Origin of the sequence: Neobacillus sp. SM06 (genome assembly GCF_050496765.1) — a bacterium.
Lineage (GTDB): Bacteria > Bacillota > Bacilli > Bacillales > Cytobacillaceae > JAEVLT01.
In genome coordinates this window covers 338,088-350,261 of the sequence record NZ_JBNWEO010000018.1, presented here as the reverse complement: position 1 = coordinate 350,261, position 12,174 = coordinate 338,088, and the positions used below count along the sequence as shown (strand labels likewise).

Annotated in this window: 16 protein-coding genes; 2 read left to right on the top strand and 14 right to left on the bottom strand. The window is 41.4% G+C overall.

The annotated features are described in order from the left end of the window. Window positions 1–65 precede the first annotated feature (65 nt). The 11 genes from ACQYAD_RS16900 to spoIIIAA form a co-directional block, all read right to left on the bottom strand. Window positions 66–473, bottom strand: a complete 408-nt coding sequence (locus tag ACQYAD_RS16900; protein ID WP_430239950.1) for an Asp23/Gls24 family envelope stress response protein — start codon at window positions 471–473, stop codon at window positions 66–68. A gap of 22 nt (window positions 474–495) precedes the next feature. Further along, a complete protein-coding gene (gene accC / locus ACQYAD_RS16895; RefSeq protein ID WP_430239949.1) occupies window positions 496–1,848 on the bottom strand; it encodes an acetyl-CoA carboxylase biotin carboxylase subunit in 1,353 nt (450 codons plus the stop codon). A gap of 12 nt (window positions 1,849–1,860) precedes the next feature. Beyond that, on the bottom strand, window positions 1,861–2,373 hold the full coding sequence (gene accB / locus ACQYAD_RS16890; protein WP_430239948.1) for an acetyl-CoA carboxylase biotin carboxyl carrier protein: 513 nt from the start codon (window positions 2,371–2,373) through the stop codon (window positions 1,861–1,863). 213 nt (window positions 2,374–2,586) lie between these two features. Beyond that, complete coding sequence (locus ACQYAD_RS16885) at window positions 2,587–3,153, bottom strand: SpoIIIAH-like family protein (RefSeq protein WP_430239946.1); 567 nt, start codon at window positions 3,151–3,153, stop codon at window positions 2,587–2,589. A gap of 16 nt (window positions 3,154–3,169) precedes the next feature. Next, entirely contained in the window at window positions 3,170–3,820 is a 651-nt protein-coding gene (spoIIIAG, locus tag ACQYAD_RS16880) for a stage III sporulation protein AG (RefSeq protein ID WP_430239945.1), read from the bottom strand. Then, the gene (spoIIIAF, locus tag ACQYAD_RS16875; protein ID WP_430239944.1) at window positions 3,813–4,442 is read right to left on the bottom strand and encodes a stage III sporulation protein AF; all 630 of its coding nucleotides are present in this window, start codon (window positions 4,440–4,442) and stop codon (window positions 3,813–3,815) included. The genes spoIIIAG and spoIIIAF overlap by 8 nt, the downstream gene beginning before the upstream one ends. A gap of 9 nt (window positions 4,443–4,451) precedes the next feature. Further along, window positions 4,452–5,651: a stage III sporulation protein AE gene (gene spoIIIAE / locus ACQYAD_RS16870; RefSeq protein WP_430239942.1), complete on the bottom strand. Its 1,200-nt coding sequence runs from the start codon at window positions 5,649–5,651 to the stop codon at window positions 4,452–4,454. 28 nt (window positions 5,652–5,679) lie between these two features. Beyond that, complete coding sequence (gene spoIIIAD, locus ACQYAD_RS16865) at window positions 5,680–6,075, bottom strand: stage III sporulation protein AD (protein WP_430239940.1); 396 nt, start codon at window positions 6,073–6,075, stop codon at window positions 5,680–5,682. Window positions 6,076–6,085: 10 nt separating this feature from the next. Further along, on the bottom strand, window positions 6,086–6,289 hold the full coding sequence (gene spoIIIAC, locus ACQYAD_RS16860) for a stage III sporulation protein AC (protein WP_205176482.1): 204 nt from the start codon (window positions 6,287–6,289) through the stop codon (window positions 6,086–6,088). Between the two features lie 11 nt (window positions 6,290–6,300). Beyond that, window positions 6,301–6,816 carry a stage III sporulation protein SpoIIIAB gene (gene spoIIIAB / locus ACQYAD_RS16855; protein WP_430239937.1) on the bottom strand — a complete coding sequence of 172 codons (516 nt, stop codon included), beginning with the start codon at window positions 6,814–6,816 and terminating at the stop codon, window positions 6,301–6,303. Beyond that, on the bottom strand, window positions 6,817–7,740 hold the full coding sequence (gene spoIIIAA, locus ACQYAD_RS16850; protein WP_430239935.1) for a stage III sporulation protein AA: 924 nt from the start codon (window positions 7,738–7,740) through the stop codon (window positions 6,817–6,819). 124 nt (window positions 7,741–7,864) lie between these two features. Here spoIIIAA and ACQYAD_RS16845 point away from each other — a divergent pair, with 124 nt between their 5' ends. Then, window positions 7,865–8,530 carry an SIMPL domain-containing protein gene (locus ACQYAD_RS16845; protein ID WP_430239934.1) on the top strand — a complete coding sequence of 222 codons (666 nt, stop codon included), beginning with the start codon at window positions 7,865–7,867 and terminating at the stop codon, window positions 8,528–8,530. Window positions 8,531–8,621: 91 nt separating this feature from the next. Here the strand turns inward: ACQYAD_RS16845 and efp are convergent, their stop codons facing one another. From efp to ACQYAD_RS16830, 3 genes are all read right to left on the bottom strand, one after another. Continuing rightward, on the bottom strand, window positions 8,622–9,179 hold the full coding sequence (efp, locus tag ACQYAD_RS16840) for an elongation factor P (protein WP_430239933.1): 558 nt from the start codon (window positions 9,177–9,179) through the stop codon (window positions 8,622–8,624). A gap of 21 nt (window positions 9,180–9,200) precedes the next feature. Further along, a complete protein-coding gene (locus tag ACQYAD_RS16835; RefSeq protein ID WP_430239932.1) occupies window positions 9,201–10,262 on the bottom strand; it encodes a M24 family metallopeptidase in 1,062 nt (353 codons plus the stop codon). Between the two features lie 206 nt (window positions 10,263–10,468). Beyond that, entirely contained in the window at window positions 10,469–10,972 is a 504-nt protein-coding gene (locus ACQYAD_RS16830; RefSeq protein WP_430239930.1) for a YqhR family membrane protein, read from the bottom strand. 255 nt (window positions 10,973–11,227) lie between these two features. Between ACQYAD_RS16830 and ACQYAD_RS16825 the strand changes: the two genes are divergently transcribed. After that, entirely contained in the window at window positions 11,228–12,172 is a 945-nt protein-coding gene (locus ACQYAD_RS16825; protein WP_430239929.1) for a DUF1385 domain-containing protein, read from the top strand. Window positions 12,173–12,174 lie beyond the last annotated feature (2 nt).

Sequence of the window (12,174 nt, the reverse complement as noted above, 5' to 3'; positions counted from 1 at the left end):
AAGCTCATTTACCGGCAGCAAAACAAAAGAAAACCAAAGGATTGTTTCCTTCGGTTTTCTTTATTTTAGATTTCTTGATCGACTTCCTGCTCCTGCTTTTGGCTTTCAAATTGGACGCCGACAACATGGATATTTACTTCTTCCGGTTCTAGAGCGGTCATGTTCAGAAGTGTTTGACGAATATTGTCCTGGATTTTTTGGGCAACTGTCGGGATTGAGACACCAAATTTCACAACGCAATAAACTTCTACCTTTATCCCTGTCTCTGAAATATCAACTTTTACACCTTTACCATGATTCTTCTTCCCTAGCCGTTCGACAACACCTGTAGCAAAATTTCCGCGCATTCCGGCTACCCCTTCGACTTCCGAAGCAGCAATACCAGCGATCACTTCAATGACTTCCGGGGCAATTTCCACCTTGCCGTTTCCATCATTACCTTGATTCATTTCTAAAACTTGGTTTTCGCTCATTCGAAACACCTCCAGCTATTCGCTAAGATTTCATCACATCATGCAGTTCAAGAAACTTCGTATTAAATTGTCCCTCTACAAACTTTTCATGCTCAAGCAGTTTTAAATGAAATGGGATGGTCGTATGAATGCCCTCTATAACGAATTCGCTTAAAGCCCGCTTCATTCTCGAAATGGCTTCATCCCGGCTGCTTCCATACGCAATGACTTTCGCAATCATCGAATCATAGTAAGGCGGGATCGTGTAACCCGGATATGCAGCAGAATCAATCCGAACCCCCAGTCCGCCCGGCGGCAAATACATTTTAATTTTTCCGGCTGATGGCATAAAGTTCTTTTCCGGGTTTTCAGCATTGATCCGGCACTCAATCGCCCAGCCATTAAATATAACATCCTTTTGGCTTAGGGTTAATTTTTCGCCGGAAGCAACGCGAATTTGCTCCTTGATTAAGTCGGTTCCTGTTACCATTTCTGTAACAGGATGTTCAACCTGGATCCTTGTATTCATTTCCATGAAGTAGAATTTTCGATTGCGGTAGTCATATATAAATTCTACCGTGCCAGCGCCTGTATAATCAACCGCTTTGGCCGCTTTTACCGCTGCATTCCCCATTTCTTCCCGAATCTCACCATCCAAAGCAGGAGACGGCGATTCTTCAAGAAGCTTTTGCAGCCTCCGCTGAATAGAACAATCTCTCTCACCTAAATGAATGGTATTGCCGTATGAGTCTGCCAGCACTTGGATTTCAACATGCCGGAAATCTTCAATATACTTTTCGATATAGACGCCCGGATTGCCAAATGCCGTTGCAGCTTCCTGCTGGGTAATATTGATTCCTTTCACTAATTCCTGTTCGTTTTTAGCCACGCGGATTCCTTTTCCGCCGCCGCCAGCTGTTGCCTTAATAATAACAGGATAACCGATTTTATTTGCAAGTTCGATCGCTTCATCAATCGTTTGAATAATGCCGGTTGAGCCGGGAACAATTGGCACACCTGCCGCACGCATCGTTTCGCGCGCGATATCTTTTGTGCCCATTTTTGTAATGGCTTCCGGACTAGGTCCAACGAAGGTTATATTGCATTCGCGGCACAGTTCTGCAAAGTCGGCATTTTCCGCGAGAAATCCATAACCCGGATGGATTGCGTCACATCCTGTTAAGGTGGCCACACTTATAATATTCGTGAAATTTAAATAACTTTCCTTTGATGGCGTGGGGCCGATGCAAAAAGCTTCATCAGCCAGCTGAACATGCAATGCTTCACGGTCTGCCTCGGAAAATACAGCTACAGTTTCAATGCCCATTTCTCGGCAGGCGCGAATCACTCTGACAGCAATCTCGCCTCTATTGGCGATTAACAGTTTTTTGATCATCTGCTACGCTCCTTATTCAGGCTTGACTAAAAATAACGGCTGCCCGTATTCAACTAATTGTCCATTTTTCACTAAAACTTCAACGATTTCCCCGTCTACTTCGGCTTCAATTTCATTGAATAATTTCATTGCTTCAACGATGCAAACAATGGAATCCTTGGTAACTTTGGAGCCTGGCTTCACATATGCGTCAGCATCAGGTGACGGTGATGCGTAAAAAGTGCCGACCATTGGTGAAGTAATTTTATGTAGGTTATCCGTATCGGCTTGGTTAGCAGTTTCTGTTTTTGGAACCTGGGCCGTTTCCTGCGCCACCGCTGTAGATGCTTGCTGGACAGGAGCCTGTTGGGCAACATGAACCGGGCTGCTTTCGACTGCTTGTACAACTGGTTGTGCAGCTGTGACCGTTACAGGTCCATTCTTCTTCATTTTTACCTTCGAACCTTCATGTTCATAAACAAACTCGTCAATACTCGATTGGTCTACGAGTTTTATTAATTCGCGAATTTCTTGAACTTTTAACATTTCGTTACACCCCTTGTCCACTATGCTTATTACTAGCTATTAATACTATACGATAATTCTTAACAAAAGTTCAATCCTGTTCTTTTATGCTATGCTCCAAAAAACATTTGCCTACACTCCTTCATCTTAATATTTTTCTGAGAAAATGTGAACTTCCAAGTGAAATTTAAACAGAAAAAGAAAGCCGAATTGGCTTTCTTTTTCTGTTAGCTCTTATTGTTTTGCTGGTTGAAATTCTACTGCTACGTAATTGGTTTCGCCAATTTCCTTTTTAGCTAGTTGGATAATGTCGTTTGCTTGGGCAGCTGTATGCTTTTTCTGGGATTTAACAATGATTTTGACATTTTCGCCATCAGCACGAACAAGCGCATCCTCATAACCCATTGTTTTAATTAATGTTTCTAGAACCTCTTCTTTTTTTGCTGTTTCATCCAGTTTTTTCATTTGATCAATCGCTGCACTGCGTTTATCAGCAGAAAGGTCGGTTGAGGCAACTTCTGCCTGCAGTTCTTCTTTCATTTGGCTGCGCTGGTCATCAAGCTGCATCCTTAGTGCAGTAAACGCATCATCGCCAGATACCGTGGAAACGACTGTTTTGCCGCTCTTATCCTGAATTTTGCTTGTGGCTGCCTTACTTTGATCCAATTGCTTCTTCGCTTTTTGTTCCACAGAAGCGAGGTCATTTCCTTTTTGCGGTGGTGTTGTAATATAATAGACTGACAAGACCACTACAAGACTAAGCATCGTTAATAACCAAACCGTTTGTTTTTTCAATAGCATGGACAAATTCCCCCTTTTAATTTTTAGGCACTACCGCAACGCGAAAACTTGGAACGTCTAGTGCTCTCGTAACTGCGTCAACAATCGACTTTTTCACTTGAATGTTTTCTGCTCCCCGGGCGACAACAAGCACACCGCGGATTTTTGGCTTTTTCGTTTGTACAACAATTGGCACTTCCTTATCACCATTGCGGATAATGACAACCTTTTCGTCAACCGATTGATCTTCAACTTTCCGCTGTCCTCCTTGCGGGTCTGTCTCAACCGTTGTTTGATTTTTGGATACCCGATCCTTTTCATAGACTTTGGCTTCCGTTGAATCAATCGTTACAACCACTTTGACATCCTTTACGCCTAGCATTTCATCAAGTGCATCTTTCATTTGCGTCTCATATTCATGCTCATAATCGGCAATGGATTTATCGCCTGAATTTTTGCTAATGCCAAACGCCGGAACATCACTCGGACTAGCAGAAGTCGTTTTAGCTGCTGGGAGAGCAGGTGCTGCCGCCTGTTTTTTAAAAAGAATATTGCTTGCCAGCATAAAAGCCGCGCCAATCAGTAAAACAAGAATCATATATTGGTATTTTCCTGATTTTTTATTCGGTTTTTCCGGGTTGGAAAGCCACTTTTTAATCTTTGAAAATGGTCCTTGTTGATCATCCATTCTGCTTATTTTTCCCCCCTTCGATCAAAACTTCAATTGTTGTTTCCTTCACTTTCCATTTATTCGAAAGAAATGCGGCAATTTGTTTTGAATCCTCTGTTTGATCTGTTGATGAAAGAGGTTTATTCGTGTTGATGATGACGGGTGCTACTGCTTCAACCGCGTTCACTTTGCTGTCTGGTTGTTTTAATAGAACCGAAACCTTCTGAAGGTTTTCCGGAAATGTTTTTTGACTGTTTTCATCAGGAATTAGGTTAATCTTCGTTATTTCCAATCCGTATTGTTTCATCAACTCCTCTGCGACATCCTTTTTTAGTTGGACAGCCATTTGTTCTAAAATATATGCACGCTCCCCAGCTTGTATTTCTTTTTTCTTCAATTCAATATCATTTTTTATATTTTTATCACTTTGATTTTGATATGAAGGAAAAGATGAAAGAGCCGTTTCAAAGTCAGATGAAATTAATTTGAGAATTGGCGCTAAAATAATCGCAATCAATAGCAGGCCGACAACCATCTTTACATATTTCTGCAGACTTGAATTGGGCAGAAGCATATCAATAACGGTGGCCAGCAATATAAACAAAATAATATTGGTTACCCATTCGATTAAAAAGGACATCCCTATCCCCTACCTCATCATGATCGTTAAATTCCCTGCGGCAACAATGACAGTAATAGTTAAAAAAAACATGAGAGATACAATGCCAAGTGCGGCAAAAACATAAATAACACTTTTCGAAATAATATCGAGGCAGGAAATGATCGAACCGCCGCCAAGTGGCTGCAAAATGGCTGCGACAAATTTATAAATGAACGCAATCATTAAAATTTTGATTGCCGGGAAGGCAACAATGATCAGCAAAATAGCCACCCCTGCAATCCCGATTGTATTTTTCAAAAGAGCCGATGCGCTTACAACCGTATCGGTTGCATCTGTAAACATTCGGCCAATAACCGGAATAAAATTCCCGGTAACAAATTTTGCTGTTCGAATCGTCACCCCATCTGCAACAGCGGTTGAAGCCCCTTGTACAGAAATAACACCAAGAAATACCGTCAAGAAAAGTCCCATCAGCCCGATGCTCCAATTGCGTAACAGTTGGGCGAGCTGGGTTACTTTATAATTTTCAGATAAGGTACTAACAATGCTTAATAATGCGGCAAGAAAGAGCAGCGGCAAAATCACATACTGCATCAAGACACCGCTTGTATTCATTAAAAATAAAATGACCGGATGAAAAAAGGCAGCGGATACCACTCCTCCAGAGGCAGCCATGATGGCAAGCAGTAATGGAATAAGCGCAAGTACGAACGAAATCATCGTTCCAATCGTTTCATTTGCATAGGTAATGGCGACATGGAAACTGTTGAGTGCTAGAATCACGAGCACCATAAAAACGATTGCATAGGCCACTTTGCTGACTGTACTTTTTTCAAAGGCATTTTGCAATGACTGCAGAAACAGGCTGAAAATCGTCAGCATGATCAATGACCCAAGAAGTTTGCCGTTTGCAATAAATTCCTGAAAGGCAAATTTCAATAACGCCTGTGACCATTGCTGAAAGGAAAACTTTTTCTCTCCTTTGAGAAAATCATAAAGACTTCCTTTTTGGCTTTCAGGAAGAAAACCGCCATACTTGCTTGTGACATCTTCCCAGTATTTTTTTAAATCCGTTAAATCCATCGTTTTCAGCTGGTTATCGACCAATTCCGTCGGTGAAAGAGGAGTTGAAGCATTTTGTGTATCTCCGGAAGCTTGGACATTTAGATCAAATAAAAAAAGCAACATTAGAACAATCATTGGTATAAACCGTAGCTTCTGCCTCATTCTGGTGCTTCACCTCATTTGAACTAGATTAGCTTGGAATCAGTTTCATAATCGTTTCAATTAGGACTGTTAAAATTGGAATCGCCATTGCAAGAATAATAATTTTCCCTGCAAGCTCTATTTTGGAAGCAATTGCTCCCTGCCCGGCATCTTTAGTTATTTGCGCAGCAAATTCCGCAATATAGGCAATCCCGATAATTTTTAAAATGGTTTCTACGTACACCATGTTTACTTTGGCGTCTGTAGCCAGTTTCTCAATCATATTGATAATCTCCGAAATTTTATCAACGAGAAACAGAAAGATGACACAGCCGACAAATACAATTAACAAGAAAGCAAAATTAGGTTTTTGTTCTTTAAGAATGAGAGCAAGAAAGGTGGCTATAAGAGCCAATCCGACTATTTTGATGATTTCAATCGCCAAGCCCCCCTTTCTATTGAAATAAAAAAACAGATTTTATTTTCTGAAAAAGATCATCTACAATGGTAGCAACTTGAAACAAAATATAAATGAAGCCGAACAAGGTCACCCACTGGGCATACTCTTTTTTACCTACTTGATCAAGAACCGTATGCAAAAAGGCAACGACAATCCCGACTCCGGCAATTTTAAAGATAATATCGACATCCAAACCCATTGCTTTTCCCCCTAAAATAAAATAATCACCAATAACAAGCCTGCCAAAAGGCCAAGGCTTTTTACCATCTTTTCATACTTTGCCTGCTTATCACGGGCATCCGCTTCCTCCCTTTCCAGATGGGTAAGGGTGAGAATGATTTGTTTTTGTTGGGAAAAGCGATCATGGCGCCCCAGCGTTTCTCCAAATTGCTTCATGATTTCAAATTCTCCTTGTTTTAATGCTGTTAGCTTCCATACATTTTTTAAGCTTGCTTCCCAGGCTTCTTTCACCGTTGTTTCCGTGTCAGTCAAGTTTTTCGAAAACGTCTCAAAAAGGGTTGACAGAGGGTTTGGCAGCTGTTCTGCGAGCCTTCTGGCAGCTTCATGCAGCGGTGTATGTCCATACATTATTTCCGCCTCGAGTGATTGCAAGGCCGATTTTAACAGGCGGAGCTGTTTGGGACGATCGCTAAACCGCCTTGATGCTTCAAACCCTGTCCATGTCGTCGCCGCCAGGATAAATGCAGCGCCCAACAGCTTCAGCATTTAAATCACGCTCCTTTTCGGGTACAACTCTTTGCCGTGATGATCCAAAATATCGGCAATCGTTCCCGGGCCTTTTTTGCGCGTCAAAACAACGAAACGCTGGAAAATCTCCTGATCCAGAATTTCCTTTACAGATGGGCGCTTACGGATATCGTTAAGGCTATTTCCATGAATCGTGATAATTAGTTTAATTCCTGCATGCACCGCCTCCAAGATTGCCTCCGTATCCTCTTTGCGGCCAATCTCGTCCACTATCAACACATCTGGACTCATTGAACGAATCATCATCATCATTCCTTCTGCCTTTGGGCAGGCATCCAATACATCGATTCGGTAACCAAAGGTCAATTGGGGAACGCCATTTACACATCCGGCGATTTCGGAACGCTCATCAACGATTCCAACCTTAAGGGCGGGTATGCTGTTTTTTTCCTCTCCCATCGAGAGACTTCTAGCAATATCTCGTAAAAGGGTTGTTTTTCCTGTTTGCGGCGGACCAATAATCATTGTATGCATCAAATTCTCTTTTACAAGAAAGGGAAGAATGCCATCTGCAATCCCAATCTTTTCCCGTGCAATTCGGATATTAAAAGAAGAAATATCACGAATTGCCTTTACACATCCATTTTCCAAAATCACTTTTCCGGCAAGACCAATTCGGTGGCCGCCAGAAACGGTAATATAACCCCGTTTCAGCTCTTCTTCAAGCGTGTAAATGGAAAAATGGCTGATTTTGTTCATTAAATGAAAGGCATCTTCAGGTTGAATCACATATGATAAATATCTAGGCTTCCCGTTAACGGCAATTTCAATCGGCCGATTCATACGGATTCGTATTTCTTCTATTTCATCTTGTAAAAAAGGAGGAATTTGCTTTATTTGTTCGGCAATTGTTTTAGGTAAAATAGACAGAATGGATTCCAAATGAGCACCTCCTCTGTTGCTTGTCTCATTAGTTAAAATGTATGCTCGCCGCTAGACAATATGACTTTTAAAGAGAAGGAACTAGGTTGGAAACCCATTCTTTTTGAATAAAGGGGAGATCGTTATGTTTCAGGCGTATTCTTTCAGAGGTAAAAAGGATATTCCAGGGGATTTTTTACTTGTGGTGGCAGGTGAAGCAGAAGTGGTTGTTGCTCCAAATCTGGCCTCGATTCATTTGGGTGTGATTTCGGAAGGGAAGACAGTGCTGCAAGCGCAGCAAGAAAATGCCACTGTGATAACAAAGGTGATTCAATCGCTAACCAAATTTGCAATCTCAAAAAATCAACTGCAAACTTTTGACTACCGAGTTGACTCTGAGTATGATTTCGAAAATGGTAAACAGATCTTTCTTGGTTACAAAGTAACGCATCTTTTGCAAATCAAAATAGACGACTTAAATAGGATTGGTGAGGTAATTGATACAGCTGTTCAACACGGTGCAAACTATGTAGCAAATGTTCAATTTATGTCTAAAAATAATGAGTCCATCTATCAACAAGCACTGACAGCTGCAGTAAAAAACGCTGTGCAAAAAGCGACGGCAATTTCCGCCGCTTTAAAAGTACATGTAAATCCTGTTCCCATCGCTGTGAAAGAAACGGGAACGGCAGGAAGTCCGGTCATTACCCAGCCCGGCTCATATGTGAAAGGAGCAGTCTCCACTCAAATCGAACCAGGCCAATTGATAATCAAAGCAGCCGTTACTGCAAAATTTTTTTACAAGATTTAAGAATAAAATTCACAACTACTTGTTCGGTTTGTGCCGTTGGATAAATCAAAAAGACCCCATTCGCTTGTTAAACGAATTGGGTCTAAAAAAGTTATGCACGCGATACATATGTTCCATCTGTTGTGTTAATGATCAAACGGTCTCCTTGGTTGACAAAGAAAGGCACTTGAACTACAAGTCCTGTTTCAAGTGTAGCCGGCTTTGTGCCTCCAGATGCAGTATCGCCTTTAATTCCTGGTTCTGTTTCCGTTACTTCGAGTTCAACAGTGTTTGGAAGTTCAACGCCCAATGTTTCTCCTTGGTACATCATAATGGATACTTCCATGTTTTCCTTTAAGAATTTCAATTCATATTCAATATTTGCTGCTGGAAGTTCAATCTGTTCATATGATTCATTATCCATAAACACATGTTGGTCGCCATTTGCATATAAATATTGCATTCTACGGTTATCAATTTGCGCTTTGGCAACTTTTTCACCGGCACGAAACGTTTTTTCCTGAATGGCTCCGGTACGAAGGTTGCGAAGCTTTGAGCGGACAAACGCTGCTCCCTTTCCCGGCTTGACGTGTTGGAAATCCAAGACGCGCCAAATACCGCCGTCTACCTCGATTGTAAGTCCTGTACGAAAATCATTTACTGAGATCATCCACTATATCCTCCTAGTACATTACAAAATAATAAGTTCTTTCGTTGAATGGGTAAGCGCTACATTATGATCCGCCGTGATCAGTGTATCATCCTCGATTCGTACTCCGCCTAAACCTGGAATATATATTCCCGGCTCACATGTTACGACCATTCCAGGCACTAAAACTGTATCAGAACGAACAGACAACGCTGGTCCTTCGTGAACTTCAAGACCAATGCCGTGTCCGGTTGAATGGCCAAAATAATCGCCATAACCTTTTTCAACAATCAAATCGCGTGTTAGGGCGTCAGCTTCCTTTCCTGTCATTCCCGGCTTAATACCTGCCATTCCACGCAGCTGGGCTTCCAGGACGATCGCATAAATCTCTTTTAGCTTATCATCGGGATGGCCGACAGAAACCGTTCGTGTAATGTCTGAAACATAGCCTTTGTAATAAGCACCGTAGTCAAGGGTAACAAAATCCCCCGTTTCAATGACTTTGTCACTTGCTACTCCGTGTGGGAGGGCAGACCGAAGACCGGAGGCGACAATCGTATCAAATGACGAAGATGCTGCACCCGCTTTCCTCATAAAGAACTCGAGTTCATTCGCAACTTCCAGTTCTGTTATTCCTGGGCGAATGAATTCGATGATATGCTTAAATGCAGCGTCCGCAATGTCTGCTGCTTCCTTTAATATCTTAATCTCTGCATCGTTCTTTATCAAGCGTAACTTTTCAATTAATCCCGAAACAGGAACCAGTTCTGCCTTTACAGCTTTTTCGTAGGCTTTGTATGCAGAAAACGTCACATACTCCTCTTCAAAGCCAAGCTTTTGGATACCCAGATTCTTTACCTGTGCTGCCACTTCGTCGATAATCGGTCCAGTATGCTGGACAATTTCAAATCCCTGGCATTGTTTTGCTGCCTGTTCCACATACCGGAAATCGGTGATAAAAAGAGCACGTTCGCCGCTGATTAATACAACACCTGAAGTTCCTGTAAAGCCTGAAATATAGCGGCGGTTATAGGCACTTGTAACAAGAAGGCCGTCAATTCCCGCACTTGCAAAACTCGATCTTAATTTCTGTAATTTTTCCACTTTGTTTCTCTCCTTTGCCTTCAAATCCAGAGTCTTGAGCTTTCCTTTTCATCAGCGTATCAAACCATCATCCTTTACGAAAATAAAGCAACAAACTCAATTCTTACAACAAATCTTCATATGTAATAGTGCGAATGGTGCTGTTTAAACGCGTTTTGGCCTGGATCCATTTTATCATATGAAGGATCATGCAGGCTAATTTTGTATCAGTCCGCTGCTTCTTGATTTTTGCCATGTTTGTTTTCGTATTCATAACTGATCGAATAGCCAATAAACATACCATATATCGCATATAAACAAATAGAGGTGATAATTGTATCCCTGCTTAGATCAGTAATGGGACGAATACTCGGAAAAAGTGGGTTCAAGACAAAAAAGATGAGCAAAAAAATAAACAGGCCGTATCCAATTCCAGGCCAAATACCTTTTCGTTTTTTTAAAAATGCATAATAAAGATAAGCTGCCGCCACCGAAAAAATCCCTATTACTAAAAGGGAAATAATCGTACCGAGCCAGCCTTCTTTCCAATTACCAAGAGCCCAAGGCTCCAAAACCACTCGAGGACTCAGTTCGGTAAAACTGAATAGATAGGCAATATAGCCCATTAAACTCCAAAAAATTCCGCCAAAGAGGCCTGTCCAAAACACTAGCACTATGAAAGACATCGGTTTTGGATAATCCCGTTTTTTCTCAGTTTGCTGATTTCCCATTGCTTTAACCTCCGGATTAACATATTCTGTTAAAAACGAGAGTGAATTTCGCTTACATGATTTCCCGGCATAACCCATAATTGTAATATACCCAAGCAAGCCCATTTCCTTGCAGAAAAAACCTGCAATAAAATAAAAAATGGAAATATTGTTTGCTTTCTAGAGGTTTTTTCACTTTTTTAGTAGAATAAATGTAAGTACATACAGATTTTTATTTTGCTGATGTGCAACTTTGAATTAGGTTGGTGTAACAAAATGTCGAATAAGCAAAAACCCGTATATGGCGGCCAGGCTGTCGTTGAAGGAGTGATGTTTGGCGGGAAACATCACTATGTTACCGCTGTCCGCCGAAAGGATCAGTCGATCGAGTACTTTCATTTACCACGCAAAGTCGATCCTACTTTAGCCAAATTGAAAAAAACCCCTTTTCTTCGGGGAATTATTTCGATCATCGAAGCAAGTGCAAATGGGTCAAAGCATTTAAACTTTTCTACGGAACGCTTTGATGTTGAGCCAAGCGAGGATCATACAATTAAAGAAAAAGAAGTTTCCAAACTCACCATGTACCTGGGTGTGGCAGCAATTGGAGTCATCTCCTTTCTGTTTGGAAAATTTGTCTTTACATTGGTTCCTATTTTTCTCGCTGTTTTAACAAAGCCCATTTTCCCTACGGATTTTGAGCAAGTACTTGTAGAGGGTTTCTTTAAGCTTCTGTTGCTCCTTGCCTATATATATTTCGTTTCGCTAACCCCTTTAATTAAACGGGTTTTTCAATACCACGGGGCGGAACATAAGGTGATCAACACATTTGAAGCCGGCAAAGAATTAACGGTTGAAAATGTTCGTGCCCATTCCCGGCTCCATTACCGCTGCGGTAGCAGCTTTATCCTATTTACCGTTGTAGTAGGTGTGTTTGTTTATATGCTTGTACCAACGAATCCGCTTTGGCTTAGGGTTGTTGACCGGCTGGCATTAATCCCGGTTGTTCTTGGCATATCCTTTGAAGTTCTTCAATGGACAAATAAATTAAAGGACATTCCGGTGTTGAAATATTTAGGTCTTCCAGGTCTTTGGCTTCAGCTTTTGACAACGAAGGAGCCGAATGATGACCAAATTGAAGTGGCCATTCTCTCCTTCAAAAAATTATTGGAAATGGAGAAAGAAACGGAAGACCAATTGCAAACGGAAGAAATTGTCTAAAC